The sequence below is a fragment of the Croceicoccus sp. Ery5 genome (genome assembly GCF_020985325.1).
GTDB lineage: Bacteria > Pseudomonadota > Alphaproteobacteria > Sphingomonadales > Sphingomonadaceae > Croceicoccus.
Window position 1 is genome coordinate 3528486 of record NZ_CP087587.1, and the last position, 18834, is coordinate 3547319.

At 64.9% G+C, this 18834-nt stretch carries 15 protein-coding genes; 4 read left to right on the forward strand and 11 right to left on the reverse strand.

Going from position 1 to position 18834, the window contains the following annotated elements:
* Positions 1-69: 69 nt before the first annotated feature.
* Both LOZ74_RS16690 and LOZ74_RS16695 read right to left on the reverse strand, forming a co-directional pair.
* Entirely contained in the window at positions 70-690 is a 621-nt protein-coding gene (locus tag LOZ74_RS16690; RefSeq protein WP_230292116.1) for a superoxide dismutase, read from the reverse strand.
* Between the two features lie 107 nt (positions 691-797).
* The gene (locus tag LOZ74_RS16695) at positions 798-2054 is read right to left on the reverse strand and encodes a dicarboxylate/amino acid:cation symporter (protein ID WP_230292117.1); all 1257 of its coding nucleotides are present in this window, start codon (positions 2052-2054) and stop codon (positions 798-800) included.
* Between the two features lie 150 nt (positions 2055-2204).
* Between LOZ74_RS16695 and glmM the strand changes: the two genes are divergently transcribed.
* The 3 genes from glmM to thiD are packed head-to-tail and all read left to right on the forward strand — an operon-like array spanning position 2205 to position 4548.
* Positions 2205-3536 carry a phosphoglucosamine mutase gene (gene glmM / locus LOZ74_RS16700; RefSeq protein WP_230293942.1) on the forward strand — a complete coding sequence of 444 codons (1332 nt, stop codon included), beginning with the start codon at positions 2205-2207 and terminating at the stop codon, positions 3534-3536.
* Positions 3536-3739 carry a DUF1272 domain-containing protein gene (locus tag LOZ74_RS16705; protein ID WP_230292118.1) on the forward strand — a complete coding sequence of 68 codons (204 nt, stop codon included), beginning with the start codon at positions 3536-3538 and terminating at the stop codon, positions 3737-3739. The genes glmM and LOZ74_RS16705 overlap by 1 nt, the downstream gene beginning before the upstream one ends.
* On the forward strand, positions 3736-4548 hold the full coding sequence (gene thiD, locus LOZ74_RS16710; protein ID WP_230292119.1) for a bifunctional hydroxymethylpyrimidine kinase/phosphomethylpyrimidine kinase: 813 nt from the start codon (positions 3736-3738) through the stop codon (positions 4546-4548). The genes LOZ74_RS16705 and thiD overlap by 4 nt, the downstream gene beginning before the upstream one ends.
* Here thiD and LOZ74_RS16715 read toward each other — a convergent pair.
* Positions 4482-5462: an LOG family protein gene (locus LOZ74_RS16715; RefSeq protein WP_230292120.1), complete on the reverse strand. Its 981-nt coding sequence runs from the start codon at positions 5460-5462 to the stop codon at positions 4482-4484. The two genes, thiD and LOZ74_RS16715, sit on opposite strands and share 67 nt — an antisense overlap.
* 280 nt (positions 5463-5742) lie before the next feature.
* Between LOZ74_RS16715 and LOZ74_RS16720 the strand changes: the two genes are divergently transcribed.
* Positions 5743-8127, forward strand: a complete 2385-nt coding sequence (locus LOZ74_RS16720) for a PQQ-dependent dehydrogenase, methanol/ethanol family (RefSeq protein WP_230292121.1) — start codon at positions 5743-5745, stop codon at positions 8125-8127.
* Here LOZ74_RS16720 and LOZ74_RS16725 read toward each other — a convergent pair.
* From LOZ74_RS16725 to LOZ74_RS16755, 8 genes are all read right to left on the reverse strand, one after another.
* Positions 8124-10892, reverse strand: coding sequence for a xanthine dehydrogenase family protein molybdopterin-binding subunit (locus LOZ74_RS16725; protein WP_230292122.1), 2769 nt, complete (start codon positions 10890-10892; stop codon positions 8124-8126). The genes LOZ74_RS16720 and LOZ74_RS16725 overlap by 4 nt on opposite strands.
* A complete protein-coding gene (locus LOZ74_RS16730; protein WP_230292123.1) occupies positions 10889-11377 on the reverse strand; it encodes a (2Fe-2S)-binding protein in 489 nt (162 codons plus the stop codon). The genes LOZ74_RS16725 and LOZ74_RS16730 overlap by 4 nt, the downstream gene beginning before the upstream one ends.
* Positions 11374-12246 (reverse strand): xanthine dehydrogenase family protein subunit M, encoded by an 873-nt coding sequence (locus LOZ74_RS16735; RefSeq protein ID WP_230292124.1) that lies wholly within the window; start codon positions 12244-12246, stop codon positions 11374-11376. Before LOZ74_RS16735 ends, LOZ74_RS16730 begins: the two co-directional genes overlap by 4 nt.
* Positions 12243-12911 (reverse strand): CoxG family protein, encoded by a 669-nt coding sequence (locus LOZ74_RS16740; RefSeq protein ID WP_230292125.1) that lies wholly within the window; start codon positions 12909-12911, stop codon positions 12243-12245. The genes LOZ74_RS16735 and LOZ74_RS16740 overlap by 4 nt, the downstream gene beginning before the upstream one ends.
* A gap of 130 nt (positions 12912-13041) precedes the next feature.
* Positions 13042-13191 (reverse strand): DUF1214 domain-containing protein, encoded by a 150-nt coding sequence (locus tag LOZ74_RS18350; RefSeq protein ID WP_370638918.1) that lies wholly within the window; start codon positions 13189-13191, stop codon positions 13042-13044.
* Between the two features lie 16 nt (positions 13192-13207).
* Positions 13208-14572 carry an amidohydrolase gene (locus tag LOZ74_RS16745; protein ID WP_230292126.1) on the reverse strand — a complete coding sequence of 455 codons (1365 nt, stop codon included), beginning with the start codon at positions 14570-14572 and terminating at the stop codon, positions 13208-13210.
* Positions 14573-14698: 126 nt separating this feature from the next.
* Positions 14699-15976, reverse strand: coding sequence for a hypothetical protein (locus tag LOZ74_RS16750; RefSeq protein WP_230292127.1), 1278 nt, complete (start codon positions 15974-15976; stop codon positions 14699-14701).
* Between the two features lie 103 nt (positions 15977-16079).
* Positions 16080-18677, reverse strand: a complete 2598-nt coding sequence (locus tag LOZ74_RS16755) for a TonB-dependent receptor (protein ID WP_230292128.1) — start codon at positions 18675-18677, stop codon at positions 16080-16082.
* Between the last annotated feature and the right edge of the window lie 157 nt (positions 18678-18834).

An 18834-nucleotide genomic window follows, 5' to 3' on the forward strand; every position in this document is an offset into this window, starting at 1 on the left:
CGCCCGCAATGAAAAAAGGGCCGGACGTTTCCGCCCGGCCCCTTTTCAGTCTTGCACCAATCCCGGCGGTCAGGCCGAAGGATAGGCCCAGGTCGTGCCGCGCGCATAGTTTTCCGCCGCGAAGTCCCAGTTGATGTGGCCGATCGATACCGCCTTCAGATAATCGGGACGCACATTCTTGTGGTCGAGGTAATAGGCATGTTCCCACACGTCGAGCGTGAGGAGCGGGTTCTTGTCGCCAATGGCCAGCGTGCCCGCGTCATGCGTTTCCTCGATCGACAGCTTGCCGTCCTTGTCGGCGGCCAGCCACACCCAGCCGCTGGCGAAATGGCCCGCGCCCGCGGTCTGCAGCTTTTCGATCAGCGCATCGGCCGAACCGAAAGCGGCGTCGATGGCCGCAGCCAGATCGCCCGAGGGCGCGCCGCCGGCGGGCGACATCGAATGCCAGTAGAAGGCATGGTTCCAGCTTTGCGCCGAATTGTTGAACAGGCCCGCATTCTTCTTGGCATCGGCCTCAGCGATGATCTCTTCCAGCGTGGCTTCGGCCAGCGGCGTACCCTCGACGGCGGCGTTGGTCTTGTCGACATAGGCCTTGTGATGCTTGCCGTGATGCGTTTGCAGCGTGGTGTCCGAAATCGCGGGGCTCAGCGCGTCATGGGCATAGGGAAGGTCGGGAAAGGCAATCGCCATTGGTTTTCTCCTGTTAATCTCGCGGGGGTGACTTGGGGCTCGATACATCAATTCACAAGGGCCGATGGGGTTGCAATCCGGACTAATTTGACCGGATCGGGCAAGTTTCATGCGTCTGGCACCGGTTTCGCGGGGGCATTACGGTCGATCGCGCCCGTCACCGCGACATTCATCGTCACATTGCCGATGGTGCGCATGATATCGGGCAACATCTCCACCGCGACCAGAATGGCCAGCGGCGCGACCGGCACGCCCATGGCAATGGCGATCGGCCCGATGGAGGACACGAAGCTGATCGACCCCGGCAATGACGGTGCGCCCAGAGTGGTGAGCGAGGCGACGATGAAGCCTGCCACAAGGGTTCCCGCCGTGATCTCAACCCCCATCAGATGGGCCGTATAGATCGCGACCGCCAGATTCATCGCAGGGCTGGTCGCGCGGAACACGGTGACCGCCATGGGCAGCACGAAATCGGCGGTATCCTCTGCGATGTTCAGCCGCCGTGCCGCCGCCAGCATCGGCGGCAGGCTGGCGAGCGAGCTTTGCGTCGACAGCGCCACTGCCTGCGCAGGCAAAACCGCGCGCGCAAAAGCGCCAAGGCCTGCCTTGACCCGAAAGGCTGCCAGACCATACGCGCCGATGAAGATGACGAAGCCGATGGCCGACACGGTCAGCACGTAATGGCCCAGTGTCGCGATGGCGCCCAGCCCCGTACTGGCCCCCAGTTTTGCGCCCAGCGCAAACACACCCAGCGGCGCGATCCGCAGTACCCAGCCGATCATCACCAGCATGGCATTGGCGATGCTGGCAAAGAACAGGGCGATCGCATCGCGCTGCACCGGACCCAGCCGCGTCGCCGCCAGTGCCAGAGTGGCGGCAAAGATCACCACCGGTATCATCGCGGTTTGCGAGGCCGCGGCGAAAATATTGGTCGGAATGAACGAGGTGACGAAATCCGCAAAGACAGGCACTGGCCCCGCCTCTACCCCCGCCAGATCGGCGGCAAACCCGTCGGCCACACCCGCGGGGACGGGAAAGATGCGCAGCAAGGCGGGTGTAACCAGCGCGGACATGACCGATCCGGTCACTAGCAGCGCCGCGAAAGTGCCCAAGGTCAGCGCCGCCATGCGTCCTGCCTGTGCCGCGCGGGCCATATGCATCATGCCCGTCACCACCAGCGCGGCGACCAGCGGCACGATGGTGATCTGCAGCGCGTTGAGCCACAAGGTCCCCACCGGCCCCAGAACCGTGCCGATCCATGCTTCCGCCGCCGAACCGCGCAGCAACACGCCCAGCGCGATACCCGCCAGCAGCCCGCCCAGCGTCAGCCATGTGGGCATGCGGATTTCGGGGGTTTCCAGCATGGCGGCATGCGGTTTCGCGTCGTGGGGAATGATAGGGCCCTTTCCTGCGCGCCCGCCAAGTGACATGGAGTGTTCCATGACAATGCGCGGCCCCGCGCGCAAGATGCCAGCCATCATAAGGGCTCGCAGCAGATCGAAAAGGCATTCGACTTGGGACGGAAATATTTCGGCACCGACGGTATTCGCGGCCGCACCAACAGCGGGAACATGACCGCCAGCATGGCGATGAAGGTGGGGCAGGCGGCCGGCACCTATTTCCTGCGCGGCGACCACAAGCATCGCGTGGTGATCGGCAAGGATACCCGCCTGTCGGGTTATATGATGGAAAGCGCGATGGTCGCGGGGTTCACCAGCGTGGGCATGGATGTGGTGCTGCTGGGCCCGATGCCGACGCCCGCGGTCGCCCTGCTGGCGCGATCCATGCGCGCCGATCTGGGCGTGATGATTTCGGCCAGCCACAATCCGTTCGAGGATAACGGCATCAAGCTGTTCGGCCCCGACGGCTTCAAGCTGTCGGACGAGGACGAGCTGGCGGTCGAGATGATGCTGGATCAGGAACAATTGCTGGTGGCGTCGAAAGACATCGGACGCGCCCGCCGGATCGACGATGCGAGAGGGCGCTATATCCACGCGGTCAAGGGATCGCTGGCCAACGAAACGCGGCTCGACGGGCTGAAGATCGTGATCGATTGCGCGCATGGCGCAGCCTATGACGTGACGCCCCCCGCGCTGTGGGAACTGGGCGCAGAGGTGATCGCCATGGGGGTGGAGCCCAATGGCCTCAACATCAATGACGGGGTCGGATCGACCAGCCCCAGGGCATTGCAGGAACGGGTGGTGGCCGAAGGGGCGGATATCGGCATCGCGCTGGATGGCGATGCCGACCGGCTGATCGTGGTGGACGAGAAGGGCCGGACCGTCGACGGCGACCAGATCATGGCGCTGATCGGGCGCGACTGGAACCGCGACGGGCGGCTGCGCGGCGGCGGCGTCGTGGCCACGGTGATGAGCAATCTGGGTCTCGAACGCTTTCTGGAAGGCGAGGGGCTGTCGCTGGTCCGCACGGCGGTGGGCGACCGCTATGTCCTGGAAAAAATGCGCAGCGGCGGGTTCAACGTGGGGGGCGAGCAATCGGGCCATATGATCCTGCTCGACCATGCGACCACGGGCGATGGCACGGTGGCGGCGTTGCAGGTGCTGTCGGCACTGGTCGCTTCGGGCAAGCGGGCGAGCGAGCTGCTGCATCTTTTCGATCCGGTGCCGCAGGTCCTTAAAAACGTGCGTTTCACCGGCAACCCGCTTGAGACTGACGCGGTCAAACGGCTGATCGCCGATGCCGAGGCGCAGCTGGCGGGACGCGGGCGGCTGGTGATCCGCAAATCGGGCACCGAACCGCTGATCCGCGTCATGGCCGAAGGCGACGACGCGGGCGAGGTGAACAGCGTGGTGGATGCGATCTGCGACGCGGTCGGAGACGCCTGATGCTGGAGATGCGCGTGGCCTGCGAACGCTGCGGAGAGCCCCTTCCTGCCGAGGCGCATGGTGCGTTCATCTGCAGCATGGAATGCACATTCTGCGCCCCATGCGCCGAAGCGCTGGACGACACATGCCCGAATTGCGACGGCGAGCTGGCCGACCGGCCGACGCGCAGCAAGGACGTGCAAGCCCATCTGGCCCGCAAATGACGACACCGCGCATTCTGGTCATCGCCGGTTCGGATTCGTCGGGCGGGGCGGGCATTCAGGCCGATATCAAGACGATCACCATGCTGGGCGGCCACGCGATGACGGCGATCACCGCGATCACCGCACAGAACACGCTGGGCGTTCAGGCGGTGGAAGTGCTGCCGCCCGAGATGGTGGTGGCACAGGCGCAAAGCTGCTTGGGCGACATCGGCGTCGACGCAGTGAAGATCGGCATGCTGGGATCGCCCGCGATTGCCGAAGCTGTGGCGGATTTGCTGGATGGCGTCGATGCGCCCGTCGTTTTCGATCCGGTGATGGTGGCGACGACAGGCGCGGTGCTGGCGGATCATGCCACGATTGCGGCGTTTGAAAGGCTGATGGCGCTGGCAACGCTGACCACGCCCAATGTCCCCGAACTGGAGGCTCTGGGCGGGGCCGCTGCGCTGACGGCCAAGGGCGTCACCTTCCTTGCCAAGGGCGGGGATGCGCTGGACGATCCGGTAACCGATACGCTGTACCGGCCGGAGCGCGATCCGCTGTCCTGGCAAAGCCCGCGCATCGATACGCGCCACACCCATGGCACCGGCTGCACGCTGGCCAGCGCCATCGCCACCGGCCTTGGCGCGGGGCTGGACCTGCTGCCCGCGATTGAACAGGCCCGCGCCTTCACCCGCGCCGCCATGCTGGCCGCCCCCCAACTGGGTCGGGGCAACGGCCCGCTGGGGCAACAGGCGGTCCGGCTTCAGGCTTCGGAACCGACGGCCATTTTCTCGGGGATCGGCACGGTGACGGGGCACGACAGCTTGTAGAACCCGACGATCCGTTCCCACGCCTCTTCGGCGGTTTCGACGATGCGGAACAGCTTCAGATCGTCGCGGCTGATCACACCTTCGTCGGCCAGAGCGTCGAAATCGACGACCTTCGTCCAAAAATCCTTGCCGAACAGGAAGATCGGGATCGGCTTCATCTTGCCTGTCTGGACCAGCGTCAGCAGCTCGAAAAATTCGTCGAATGTGCCAAAGCCGCCGGGGAACACCGCCACCGCGCGGGCGCGCAGCAGGAAATGCATCTTGCGCAGCGCGAAATAATGGAACTGGAACGACAGGCGCGGGGTGACGAATTCATTGGGCGCCTGCTCGTGCGGGAGGACGATATTGAGGCCGATACTCTCGGCCCCCGCCTCGGTCGCGCCGCGATTGGCGGCTTCCATGATGGCGGGTCCGCCGCCCGACGTGACGACGAATTGCCGCTGTCCGTCCTCGATCACCGCGCAGGAACTGGCCATATAGGCAAGGCGGCGTGCCTCGTCGTAATATTTGGCCTTGGCGACCAGATTTTCGACGACCTTGCGGCCGCGCTTGTCGCCGTCTGCTTCGGCCAGCATCTCGTCCACCTTGTCGGGTGCGGGGATGCGGGCAGATCCATAGATGACCAGCGTCGAACCGACGCCGGCCTCTTCCAGCATGGTTTCGGCCTTCAACAGCTCAAGCTGAAAGCGCACGGGGCGCAAATCCTCGCGCAGCAGGAAATCGGTATCCTGAAACGCCAGACGATAGGCGGGGTGGCGCGTCTGCACCGTGTCGGTGGGCGAAGCCTCGCTGAATGCGGCCTCGTCCTCTGCCTTGTAGAATTTGCGCGGGGTCAGTTCGCGGTCGGCGGCCTCGGGCTTGCCGTGCGGGCCGGGTTTACCCGGCTCCACCGGCGGTTCCTTGCGATCGTTCATTCTATCTCCATCATGCGCGTGCCGGACCGATGCCGTTTGCGCCTTGTTTTCTTTCCGGTCTGCCACGCATGCGCCGTTTCGCCAAGCCTGCCCTGTCGGCCCGCAATGCGCCCTGCCCGCCCCGCCGATATGGGGTGCCCACCCCGCCACCCGCAAGGGGATCGGGCGAGCGATATGTGCCCCGCCCCGATTGCACCGGCCCCGTCCCGCCATAGCATCGCCCGCACAAAACGCCTTGGAGGGGCATGCGATTATGGCGGGCTTGCGAAAGATGCTGGTTATGGCAGCCATGGCGTTGCCGCTGGCGCTGGCCGGATGCGGAGACAAGCCCGCGCACCCCGACGATCCCACCGCCATCACCGACCCGAACGACTGGCCCGGTTTCGGCCGCACATCGGGCGAACAGCATTACAGCCCGCTGACGCAGATCGACACGGATAATGTGGGCGATTTGAAACTGGCCTGGCACGTCGATCTGGAACCGGGGTACAGCGCGTCCTCTCCCGTCGCGGCAGAGGGGAAGCTGTTCCTGACCACCGGCCATTCGCATATTCGCGCGCTGGATGCGGCGACGGGCGCGCTTGTATGGGAATATGACGGCGGCACGCGGCAAAGGGCACAAATGCCGCTGCATTTCAGCTGGGGCAGCAAGGGCATCGCCTATGCAAAGGGCAAGGTGCTGCTGGGCACCACCGATGGCTTCGTGGTGGCGCTGGATGCGAAAACCGGTCGGGAAATCTGGAAGACCCGCGATTTCGCCGCGGACGAGCCGCGCAACATGAACGGTGCGCCGCGCGTGTTCGGGAACAAGGTGATCGTGGGGCACGGCGGGGCCGATGTGTCGGCGATCCGCGGCTGGGTGTCGGCCTATGACCTTGATACCGGAAAGCTGGCGTGGCGTTTCCACACCGTGCCGGGCGATCCGGCCCTGCCGCCCGAAAACCGCGCGATGGAAATTGCCGCGCCGACGTGGAAGGGCGACTGGTACGGGGTAGGTGGTGGCGGCACCGCATGGAACGCTTTCAGCTATGATCCCGATCTGGGCCTTGTCTATCTCGGCATCGGGAACGGCTTTCCCTATGCGCATCTGAAACGCTCACCCGGCGGCGGGGACAATCTGTTCCTCGCCTCCGTCGTCGCGGTCGATGCCGATACCGGCGACTATCGCTGGCATTATCAGGTCTGCCCCGCCGAACAATGGGATTGCACCGCCACGCAAGACATGACGCTGGCCACGATCGAGATCGGCGGCACTCCGCGCAAGGTGCTGATGCAGGCACCCAAGAACGGGTTCTTCTATGTGCTCGACCGCGCGACGGGCGAATTGCTGTCGGCCGAAAAGATTGCAAAGGTCACATGGGCCGAACGCATCGGCCAGGACGGGCGGCCGGTCGAAAATCCAGCCGTCGCCCGCTATGAAACGCAAAAGGGCATGGTGGAGATCTGGCCCGGACCCACGGGCGCGCACAACTGGCTGCCGCAGGCCTATTCGCCGCGCACGGGCCTTGTCTATATCCCCGTCATCGAACAGGGCGCGCTGATCGGCAGCGGCGACAGCGGGGGCGAACTCGGGCTGGGCATCGGCGTCAACATGCTGCCCGAAGTGGACCTTGACGATCCGCTCAACCGCACCAGCCGCCTGATGGCATGGGACCCTGTCGCGCAGAAAGAGGCATGGCGGGTCGATCTGCCCGGTTCATGGCCGGGCGGCGTGCTGGCGACCGCGGGCGGATTGGTGTTTCAGGGGCGCGTCGATCGCACTCTGGCCGCCTATGACGCCCGGACGGGAGAGGAAGTGTGGCGCTGGAAGACGACCGCGCCCATCGTCGCGCCGCCGATTTCCTATGCGGTGAACGGCAAGCAATATATCTCGGTCATTACCGGCATGGGCGGCAATGGTGCGGGCGTCATGTCGCTGGGCAATGCCGATTACCGCACCGATTATCTGTTGCAGCGGCAGGTTCTGACCTTCGCGCTGGACGGGACCGACGATTACCGGCCCGCCGATCCGCCAGAGCGCGCATTGCCCGCCGATGCGGGTTTCACGCCCGATCCGAAAATCGCGGAACGCGGAGCGATCCTTTACGGCATCACCGGATGTCTTGCCTGCCACGGCTATAATGCGGTGGGCGGCGGGGCCGCGCCCGATCTGCGCTATTCGCCGCTGATTACCGACCGGCAGGCGTTCGCCATGGTGCTGGGCGGGGCGCTGCGGGCCAATGGCATGCCGCCCTATCCCGACATGTCGCCCACCGATGTCGAGGCGATCCGCCATTACCTGCGCGCCCGTTCGCGGCAGGTTCCGGCAGAGGCCGCACAGCGCAAGGCCGTCGCCGCGCGCAAGGCAGCCAGCGGCGGTGCGCCGCCCGAGGCCTATGCGGGCACGTGGGATATTACCGTGTCGACCCCGCTGGGCGATCAGGCCGCCGTGCTGGTGCTGCAGGCCGATGGCGCGGCGCTGACGGGGCGGGTGGAATCGGATCAGGGCGACATGAACGTGCAGGGGCGCGTGGTGAAAGGCCGCGCGCAATTCGCGGGCAAGGCCACCCGGCCGATGGAAATGGATGTCAGCTATGACGTGCTGGTGAAAAGCGGCACGATGGAAGGCGATACCAAGAGCGGGCCCTTCGGCACCTTCGGACTGACGGGCAAAAAGCGGAACTAGCGCCTTTTGCCCTTTACCCTGGCTTTGCCGAAAATGCCCATCTTGCAGGTTCCGGCGACATTCCCGTCCGTGACGGTCAGGTCGTATTTCAGCGTGATCTTCATCGGCTTGGTGACTTTCAGGTCGAATGTCACGCGCCCCGCGTCATAGGCACCGGCGAACTCCATCGCCCCTTCGGGACTGCTCAGCTCGCCCGTGACAGTCCCGCCGTCGCGGGCAAGACGCATGACCATGTCCTGCGGGCCCATCGGGGTGGACAGGACCATGTCATATTCGCCGTCGATGCTGGCGGTCTGCGCCAGCGCCGCCGCGCTTCCCCCCGGCATGATCGCGGCGGCAGGATCGACCTGCATCGCATCGCCCGATGTGCCGCGCGGCATTGCGGGGGCGGGATCGACCGTTGCCGTCGAAGCGGGCACCGGTTCGGGGGCAGACAGGTCGCGCCCCTCGATCACGCTCATCAGCCGTGTGGGCGTCAGCGGCAGATTGACCGGCACCTCGCCAAAAGGCCTTAACGCATCGGCAATCGCGTTCACCAGCGTGGGCGGCCCGATGATGGCCCCGCCCTCGCCCACGCCGCGCATCCCGCCGGTTGTTTGCGAGGGGATATTGGCGTGCACGAATTCGAATTGCGGCACATCGTGGATCGTCGGGATCAGATAATCCTTATATGTCGCCGCCGTGGCATTGCCCTGCGGGTCATAGGCCATTTCCTCCAGCAAAACCGTCCCGATCGCCTGCGCCAGCCCGCCCGCGATCTGCCCTTCGACCACGGCGGGATGAATCACCGTGCCGCAATCCTCCACCGATACCCAGCGGGTGATGGTGACAAGGCCGGTATCGGCGTCCACCTCGACCATCGCGGCATGGGCGGCGCTCGTCAGGGTCATTGGCGGAGGCTGATAGCGATGCTGCGCTTCCAGCCCGCTGGTCATGTCGGGCGGCAAGCGGTCGGGCTCGCCATAGGCGATGGCCGCGATTTCAGCCAAGGGGCGCGCCATTTCCGCCGCGCCCTCCACGCTGACCATGCCATCCTCCACGCGGATCGCATCGGGGCTGGCATTCAGCAGATGGGCGGCCAGTTGGCGCAGCTTGCCCGCCAGAATGCGGCTCGTCTCGATCGCAGCGCCGCCCGCGATCACGCCCTGTCTGCTGCCCGTCGCACCGGGAGAAAACCCGCCGCCCGCATTATCCCCCTCGAACACGGTGACGTCTTCGTATCGTACGCCCAGTTCCTCCGCGATCAGCTGCGCCATGGTGGTGGCCGTGCCATGGCCCTGGCTGTGGGTGGAAAGCGTGGCCGAAACCTTGCCGGTCGGTTCGATGCGGATCTGCGCCAGCTCGCCGGTGCAAACGGGAATACTGCCTGCCGCCCCGGTCGGTTCGACATAGGTCGCGATGCCAAGACCGATATAGCGGCCCTCCTTGCGCGCCTGTGCCTGCCGCGCGCGAAAGGCGGGCAGGTCGATCTCTTCCATCAGCCGGTCGAGGCATTCGGCTGCGCTGATATCGTCGACCGGCACGCCCATCGCACTGGTGACAGGCAGTTCAGCCCGCCGGATCAGGTTGCGGCGGCGCAGTTCCACCGGCTCCAGCCCCAGAACATGCGCGATCCGGTCCAGCGCGGTTTCGCGGATCAATGTCTCCATCGCCCACGGCCCGCGATAGGCGGCAAGCCCGTTGGTATTGGTAAACCAGCCCTTCGCGGTGAAGCCGTGGGCGGGCATATGGTAACAGGACCACAGGAACATCTGCACGGCTATGTTCGCGTCGGCCCCTTGCGGAAATGCGCCATTATTGACCGCATAATCGGCATAGCTGCCCAGCAATGTCCCGCCATCGTCATAGGCGAGCGAAAGGGTCATCTCCTGCTCGCGCGCCTGACACGAGGCAGTCAATGCTTCCCACCGGTCCTCGATCCATTTCAGCGGGCGGCCCAGCAGCAGGCCTGCGACGATGACGGCGCATTCTTCCTTCCACGGGTGGTTTTTAAGGCCAAAGGAGCCGCCCACGTCCCTTGCAAACACGCGGATCGCGGTTTCGGGCAGGCCCAGCGCCATCGACACCCAGCGCGCCACCATATGCGGGCTGGAACAGGTAATATGCAGGGTCAACTCTTCCGGCCCGTCGGGCGAAACGACGATCCCGCGCGTTTCCATCGGCGATTGCGATACGCGGGCATGTGTAACCCGGTGGTCGATACGGTGCGGGGCGCGTTCGAAAATCGCGGCCAGACCGTCATCCATCTCGTCCCCGATTTCGGCGGCGATATTGTCGTCCGCATCGGGATGGATCGGCGGCGCGCGCATTGCATCGGCCATGGTGACCACGGGATCGGCCGGTTCGTAATCGACCTCGACCAGGGATGCGGCATCCTCGGCAATGGCGCGGCTGGCGGCGACGACCAGCGCAACCGGCTCTCCGGCATAGGCAACGCGTTCATTGGCGAGCGGGGTGATCGCAATTTCCAGCGGCGCAAGGAAGAAGCTGAGCATCCTGACCGGCACCGCATCCAGATCGGCCTGCGTATAGATCGCCGTCACGCCCGCCAGCGCCATGGCAGCGTCGGTATCGATGCCGCGGATCGCCCCATGGGCAATCGGGCTGCGCACAAAGGCGCAATGCAGCATGCCGGGCAGCACCACATCGTCGACAAAGCGGCCACGCCCCGTCAGCAGGCGGGCATCCTCCTTGCGGGGCACGCGCTTGCCGACATAGCGGGTCGCGCCCGTCCCCGCGTGCAGGGCAAGCGGATCGGTGCTCATTCGCTGCCTTCCTTCGCGTCTTCTTCGGCCAGTCTGCGCGCCGCGCGGCGGATGCCCTGATAGCCGGTGCAGCGGCACAAATGCCCGCTGATCGCTGTCTCAAGCTCGTTTGCCGCGGGTTTCGCATCCCCTTCGACCAGCGCGGCAAGGGTCATGGCCACGCCGGGGGTGCAGAACCCGCATTGCAGGCCATGTTCGTCCCTCAATGCCCGTTGCACCGGATGCAGCGAGCCATCGGGCGCGGCCAGCCCTTCCAGCGTGCGGATATCCGCGCCGTCGGCCTGCACGGCCAGTATCAGGCAGGATCGCACGGCCTTGCCATCGACAATCACCGTGCAGGCCCCGCACGCGCCATGTTCGCAGCCCAGATGCACGCCGGTATAACCCGCACCCTGCCGCAGATGATCGGCCAGCGACAGCCGCGCCTCGACCTGCGCATCATGCACGCGGCCATTGATGGTCATGGTGACGCGATGTTCGCTCATGCCGGAACCCCTTGCGCGGCCAGTTCGCGGATGGCGCGGGCGCATATCCTGCGCCCGACCGTGGTGCGATAGGCTGCGCTGGCCGCCTTGTCGTCAAAGGGCTGCGTGTCCGCGACTGCCAGTCCGGCGATGGCAACGGCGTCAATATCGCCAAGCGCCGCGCCGTTCAGCGCCGCCTCTGCCTGCACAGCACGCAAGGCGGTGGGCCCCATGCCGAACCATGCAAGGCTGGCGGCGGCAATCCTGTCGCCGTCCAGCACGATCTGACTCGTCAGCCCGACGAGGGCGAAATCGCCCGGCCTGCGGGCCACTTCGGTAAAGACCGGCAGCGCCCTGCCCGGGGGCGGATCGGGAATGGTGATGGCAGTAACGATCTCGTCGGCTTCCAGCGCAGTGAGATAGGGGCCAAGCAGGAAATCACGCATCGCAATCTCGCGACTGCCGCGCAGCGATTGCAGCGTCAGAACGGCATCCAGCGCCAGCGCGGTTGCGGGCACTTCCGCCGCAGGCTCGGCAAAGGCGATCGATCCGCCGATCGTGCCGCGATTGCGCGTCTGGTGATGGCCGACATGGGCCAGCGCGCGTGCCAGCAGGGGCACATGACCGCGCAGCAGCGGGTCGTTCATGGCCGCGCTTTGCGTCGTCATCGGGCCGATCGCCGTGCCGCCCCCTACCCGCTTCACGCCGCAGAGTTCGGGAATGGCCGACAGATCGACCAGCACGAAGGGCTGGCTCATCCGCAGGTTCAAAAGCGGCATCAATGTCTGCCCGCCCGCGATCAAAGTTGCGCCGCCGCCCGCCTCGGCCAGCAGGCGGCAGGCCTGTTCCAAAGTCGCGGGCCGTTCGTAATCGAAGGGGGCGGGTTTCATCGCCGTCTGCCGAATTCAAAGCCGAGCGCGGTGGCAAAGACCAGCAGCAAGACCGCTGCCAGCACGCCGCCATCGCCCGTCCCCGACAACGCGCCGCCGCCTGCCAGAAAAGCCGCCAGCGCCACCGCGACCAGCGCAATGATCCAGCCCCAGGGGAACGGCGCTGTGCCCGTCACCGCGGCCGGTGCGCCACTGGCGGCGGCGGGCGGCGCATCCGCAGCGACATCGCCCGTTACCACCTGTTCGAACCGCGCAAAGAACTGGTCCGCCAGCCGCCGCGCGGTCGCGTCGATCACCGCCCCGCCCAGTTGCGCCAGCCGCCCGCCGACTTCCGCCGCCACGCGATAGGAAAGCTGCGTGCCGCCGCCCTCTTCGGCCAGTTCGACGACGGCACTGCCGCTGGCATTGCCCGCCATGCCGCCCTTCCCCTCGCCCACGATGCGATAGCGGACGGGGGCGTCGATATCTTCCAGCCGGACGGTGCTTTTGAAACTGGCGCCAATGGGGCCGATCCTGACCTCGACCACCGCGTTGAACGCATTCTCGCCCGCAGGGTCGAGGGTCTGGCAACCGGGGATCGACCGGCGCAAGACATCGGGATCGTTCAGCGCCGCCCAAACCGCTTCGCGCGGAGCCTTGATCGACCGGCTTCCCGACAGTTCCATCGCAGCGTCTCCCCCTCCCCGCTCTTATCGGGGCGCGCGGATAAAGCCGCGCGTTTTGGCGAGAGGGTGCTGTGCACCGCGCTTACCGGCAAAGCGCGGCGGCAATCATCGCGGGGGCGTTGGCGCCGTCCTAAACGACAGTAGGCGCGGGCGGAAACCAACCGCCCGATTTCACGACGTCCCTTGGCACATAGGTGCGGAAGGTCAGCGAAAATCCCTTGCCCTTGGGACTTGGCAGCCAGTTCGCCTGCGGCGCACCGGCGGGCGGTTCGGGCGCGATGCCGCCGTCGGGACGATTACGGCGCTTCCGGCCGCATCAGATCGAACACCGATATCGTGGCCACGCGCGCGCCTTCGGGAATGGCTTTTAGATCGACCATGAAATTGGGATTATGCGCCGAAAAGGGGAACTGCTTCCCTTCGCTGACTGCCTGACGATAGGCCGCTGGATCCGCCACGCCGACCACCAGCAGCGTAAAGGGAACATCGGTGTGGGGACCAAGCAGCAGATGGACATCTTCCGAACCCGTCGCAGGCGGAAAGGATTGAATCACCGCATCCTCGCCCAGCACGTCCGACAGGGTGCCGCCCAAACGCGCGGACAGGTCCGCATCGTTCACCAGCGGCGTCGAGCTGCCCTTCATCGTAATGTCGGGCATCTGGTCTTCGGGCATGCCATAGGTGCGGGCCAGGCCCTCGCTCACCGATTTGATGCCGCGCAGCATCTGCTGGCGGGTCGCTTCGCTGTACCAGCGCAGATTGGCCTTTAGCAGTGCGGTGGCGGGGATGACATTATTGTCCGATCCGGCCTGTATCGATCCGACGGTCAGCACGGCCGTTTCCTGCGGTGTTACGGTGCGGCTGACGATGGCCTGAAATTCCACCACGGCCAGCGCGGCCATCAGCACGGGGTCCTTCGTCATCTGCGGCATCGACCCGTGACCGCCGATGCCCTTGAACAGGATGTCGACCTGATCGGTTCCCGCCATCAAGGGTCCCGGCGCGCTGACCACTGTTCCCACGGGCAAGGGTGCGGTGTGGATACCGATGAAATAATCGGGTTTGGGCACGCCATGGGTTTCGTACATGCCCGCATCGATCATCGCCTGCGCGCCGGTAATCGGTTCTTCCGCGGGTTGGCCGACCAGCACCAGAGTGCCCGACCACGCCTCTTTCATCTGCGTCATCGCGCGCGCCATGCCCAGCATCCATGTCACATGCGCATCATGGCCGCACATATGGGCAACGGGTGCCTCGGTCCCGTCATCGCGCGTTACACGGACAGTGCTTTTATACGGCAGGTCGTTGGCCTCTGCCACGGCATTGGCGTCCATGTCGGCGCGGTACATCACCACCGGACCGTCGCCATTGCGCAATATGCCGACGACGCCCGTTTCGGCGATGCCGGTCTGCACTTCAAAGCCCAGCGCCTGCAGTTCGCTCGCCACGATCCCGGCCGTGCGGGTTTCGGCAAAGGCAAGTTCGGGATTCTGGTGAATATCCTTGAATATCGCGGTAAGCCTGTCGCTATCAGCCATCACCAACCGGTCGATCCGATCGATTTCTGCCGCAGCCGGCTGGGCCAGCGCCGGTGCGGAAAAAAGCGGCATGGCGGCGAGCATGGCCGTCGCCCCCGCGGCAACACGAAGCATGGATTTCATCTGATTGTTCCCCCGTTCTGCGAAACCGGCACGCGGGCCGCGCGCCGGTAATCGGCACATCAAGACTGCAACAGGGGGCCGGACGCATGCCATCGGGAAAAACCCCAAGCGCGCCGAGGCAGGGCCTTAGTCCTGCCGTGCGGCCAGTTCGCGGTCGGCGAAGGCGATATAGGCGTCCCAGTCGCCGGCAGTGATGTCATGCGGGCCGCTGCGCAAATGATAGCCCACCCGCTTGCCGATCCGCTTTCCGGCAGGGGGCATTGGCGCATCGCCCAGCCCTTCCATGCCATACAGGCGATAGGCCGCGCCCGCCGCCCGCGCCGCCAGAAATTCGCCCTTGGGGTCGGCCCACAAATCCTCGCTCGCGCTGGCGATATAGGTGGGGCGCGGGGCCATCAGCGCGATCAGCGCATGGGCATCGACGGGCAGCTCGTCCTCGCGCGCGGCATAGGTCTTGAAGCGCGGGGCGAACCAGTAATCGTTCATCACGCCGATGGTCTCGCCGAAGCGGCGCCGATACAGGGCAGCGCCGCCATTGCCCGAATTATTCGACACCACCATGGCAAAGCGCCGGTCGGTCGCCGCGGCCCATAATGCCGCCTTGCCATAACGCGAATGGCCGATGGCGATGATCCGCGACGGATCGACCAGCGGATCGGTGACAAGGTAATCGGCCAGCCGCCCCAACCCCCACGCCCATGTGGCAACCGCCCCCCAATGCGCGGGATAGGACGGGTTGGTGCCGTAAAAGGGCTGGATGCTTTGCGCGAACCGGTCGTCGCCGTCGGGATAGATATCGGCCGGAAAAAACGTCGCCACGCCATAGCCCGCCGCGAGGATCTGCCGCAGCGGCCATTGCCCCGCCTCGATCCCGCGCGATGCCGCTGTCGCGCGATGTTTGACGATGCCGTCGCCCGGCGCAGCCACCCAGCCCGGGGTGATGGCGATGGCCGGATCGTCGGCGACCGCCTGATTGCCGTGGAAGTTCAGCCCCGCGAACACTGGTACCGGCCCGTCGGCATGCGCGGGCAGATAGAGCAGCGCGCTGAATTGCGGCCCGTCCTCCTTGCCGTTCAGCAGGACGGTGACCTGTTTGCGGATCGCCATGCCGTCCAGCGCGTCCTGCGCCTGATCGGTGACGACAAAACGGATCGCATCGGGAGCGGGCGGGGCGTGGCCGAAGATATTGTCGGCAAACAGGCGCAGCAATTCGGGGCGGCGCCTTGTTTCCCAATCGTTGACCGAGCGGACTGGCGTGCCATCCTGCATCGCCAGCAGATCGGGCAAGCGATAGGCGGGCACTGCCGCTTCGTCGAAATTGCCGTGCGGCTGCGCGATGGCAGGGGTGAAGGCGGCAGTTGAGGCCGCAACAGCGGCCAACATGATCCATGCGTGTCGCATCATGCCCCCGTGCCATAGATGGGGCCGAAGGGGGAGGGTTCCTTCGGCCCCGTGGGAGCCTGCCAGGCGGCAGTTCCGCAAATCGGGCCCGCCACTGCGGACCGCGTCAGAAATTGACGTGGAAGCCCAGCTGATAGGTCCGGTCGAGTTGGTTCGACAGGCTGGGCCGCAGCGGCGTACCATAATACTGGTTCTGATAGGCTGCGGTCGCATTCACCACATCGGCTTTTACCGACAGCCAGTCGGTGATGTAGAACGTGCCCGACAGGTCCAGCGATTCCTGCGGTGCGTTCCACACCGTGCCGTTTTCCGCGGCCGAATTGGTCTGCACGCTCTTCGACCGCCAGTTATACGAAACATGGATCGAAACCGGTCCCTTTTCGTATATGCCGGTCAGGTTATAGGCATGCTTCGACAGCTGGTCGGCAGGCACCTTGCCGGGCAGGCCGATCTGTTCCAGCGCCGAATCGACATAGGTATAGTTCCCCTGAAAGCCGAGCCCGCTCAGCGCGCCGGGCAGGAAGTCGAAGAACTGCTGATAGGCGATTTCAAAGCCGCGGATCTTGCCGTCATTGCTGTTGCGCGGGCGCGAGATCTGGTAAACGTCGCCGTCGATCGTTTCCTCGTCATAGAATGTCTGGATAAAGCCGGTGACATTCTTCTGGAACAGCGCGAGCGAGGCGTAATTGGCGGAGCCGAAATAATATTCCAGCGACGCATCGAACTGGTCCGCCTTGGTCGGGCGCAGATCGGGATTGCCGCCGCTGCCCGTCAGGTTGACGGGGTTCAGCAGCACGGCGGGTGACAGATTGCCGTAATCGGGACGGGTGATCGCCTTGGAATAGGCAAGGCGCAGGAACAGGTCGGGCGTGAATTTCAGCCGCATGTTCACGCTGGGCAGCCAGTTGTCATAGGGCGATCCGCCCGACAGAGGTTCGTATTCACCCTCGTCGTTCTGGACCAGCACGGTCTGCTCGCCGTCGGTGCGGACATAGCGCATGCCGATATTGCCGTCGATCGGCAGCGCGCCGAGGTCGAGCGCATATTGCGCCTGAACATAGGCGGCCATGGTCTCTTCTGTATAATCGTAATGGTTGGCGGGATTGGGGGCGGGATCGCCCGCCGCCAGACCGAACAGCGCGCGGGCCCGCTCCGCATCCTTGAAGATGCCGCCCTTATAGGCAAGCCACTGGTTGGTGGACGCCTTTTGATCGGTGAACAGATCGTTCGGGGTCAGTCCGGTCACGTCGCCCACCGGCTGGGTGATCGCATTGCCGTTGACGAAATAGAAATCGTAGATCGCCCGATGCTCGGCCCAGCGGACACCCGCCTTGAGCGCGGTGATCGGCCCGCCATCCAGTTCATAGGTCAGATCGGCGCGCATCGAAGGCTCACGCCCGTATTGCGAGGTGCCGTATTCGTAATAGCCGGTCGACGGATAGGACGCCGGATCGTTGAGGTCGAAGCCATTGATCGCCACGTCGGGCGTATCGCCCGCCAGCGAGAAGTCGGCGCTTTCGGCATAGCCGGTCAGCGTGCCGTTGCGGTAATAGAACGGGCCCTCGCTGCGCACGTAGGAGCCTTCGGCGCTGATCGTCCATGGCCCGTCGGTATAGGTAAAGCCGGCCGCGAAATTCACCGTGTCATAGGGGTTGTCCGATGCGCCCACCGCGGATTGCACGCGCGGATCGGCCAGCGAGAAATCCTGCAGCACGGTGCTGCCGTCCTTGAACACGGGCGTGCCGATTCCCGTCGTGCTGCCGGTGTTGATGGCCAGCTGCTGGGTGAACGAATGGCCGCCCGAATAGGTATAGAGCGCGTCGGCATGGATCGTCAGCGTATCGTTGGGCGCCCATTGCGCCGCGCCATAAAGTGCGGAGCGTTCGCGGTCGCCGGTTTCATAGCGCATGCGCACCTGACCCGGCAGGGTGACGACATCGCCCTCTCCGCCGGTGGAACCGTCGCCGTCCACATCGAACAGGGTGGTATTGTCGGCATAGCCGTTGGTCGATGCCTGATAGCCCGCCGAGTAATAGCGTTCATATTGCCCGCCCAGCAGCAGGCCGAATTCGCCCGCGCCGGTGCTCCAGCGGTTCGACACCACGCCGGAAATGCGCGGCCCCACCTTGTCCTGAAATTCCGAATAGGCAAGCGAGCCGGTGCCCGCGACATGCAGGCCGTCGAAATCGAACGGGTGGGCCGTGTGGATATTGACCAGCCCGCCCAGCCCGCCCTCGATCTGGTCGGATGTGGCGGTCTTGAACACATCGACGCCCGACAGGATATCGGCGGAGTAATCGAGGAGCAGCGCAGTGCGGTTGGTGGTGCCGAACAGCTGGCGGCCGTTCACCGTGGTCATCACCTGCTTCAGCCCATGGACGACATAGGCATTGCCCTCGCCGCGCGTATTGCGCGAAATCTGGACGCCGGGAATACGCTGCAGCGTTTCGGCGATATTGGTGTCGGGCAGCTTGCCGATATCCTCGGCCAGGATCGAATCCTGTATCTGGTTGGAATTGCGCTTGGTCGACGCCGTGTTCTGCAACGATGCGCGAAGGCCGGTGACGACGATCTCGGACCCGTCCCCCTCGCCAGCAGGGGCGGCATCCTGGGCAAGCGCCGTTTGCGAAAAACCCCCTTGCGACAGGGCAAGGCCCATGGCCAGCAACGCGCTCGACGTCATCAGTCGCATCTTGTCAGACACATTTCTCTCCCGGATAGACCGGCGCATTCTTGATGTGCGCCAAAAGATATTATGTCTTACGCGTTATGTGTTCTGACATATTAGTCAAGGCAGTTTTTAGACCAATCGCAACGATTGGCCGCAAAAGCGCCAACAATATATCTGATATATTTGGCCG

Bases quoted from the DNA above. Each gene is read 5' to 3' on its own strand.
- LOZ74_RS16690 (WP_230292116.1), bottom strand. From the start codon at position 690: ATGGCGATTGCCTTTCCCGACCTTCCCTATGCCCATGACGCGCTGAGC.
- LOZ74_RS16695 (WP_230292117.1), bottom strand. From the start codon at position 2,054: ATGCTGGAAACCCCCGAAATCCGCATGCCCACATGGCTGACGCTGGGC.
- LOZ74_RS16705 (WP_230292118.1), top strand. From the start codon at position 3,536: ATGCTGGAGATGCGCGTGGCCTGCGAACGCTGCGGAGAGCCCCTTCCT.
- thiD (WP_230292119.1), top strand. From the start codon at position 3,736: ATGACGACACCGCGCATTCTGGTCATCGCCGGTTCGGATTCGTCGGGC.
- LOZ74_RS16715 (WP_230292120.1), bottom strand. From the start codon at position 5,462: ATGAACGATCGCAAGGAACCGCCGGTGGAGCCGGGTAAACCCGGCCCG.
- LOZ74_RS16720 (WP_230292121.1), top strand. From the start codon at position 5,743: ATGGCAGCCATGGCGTTGCCGCTGGCGCTGGCCGGATGCGGAGACAAG.
- LOZ74_RS16725 (WP_230292122.1), bottom strand. From the start codon at position 10,892: ATGAGCACCGATCCGCTTGCCCTGCACGCGGGGACGGGCGCGACCCGC.
- LOZ74_RS16730 (WP_230292123.1), bottom strand. From the start codon at position 11,377: ATGAGCGAACATCGCGTCACCATGACCATCAATGGCCGCGTGCATGAT.
- LOZ74_RS16735 (WP_230292124.1), bottom strand. From the start codon at position 12,246: ATGAAACCCGCCCCCTTCGATTACGAACGGCCCGCGACTTTGGAACAG.
- LOZ74_RS16740 (WP_230292125.1), bottom strand. From the start codon at position 12,911: ATGGAACTGTCGGGAAGCCGGTCGATCAAGGCTCCGCGCGAAGCGGTT.
- LOZ74_RS16745 (WP_230292126.1), bottom strand. From the start codon at position 14,572: ATGAAATCCATGCTTCGTGTTGCCGCGGGGGCGACGGCCATGCTCGCC.
- LOZ74_RS16750 (WP_230292127.1), bottom strand. From the start codon at position 15,976: ATGATGCGACACGCATGGATCATGTTGGCCGCTGTTGCGGCCTCAACT.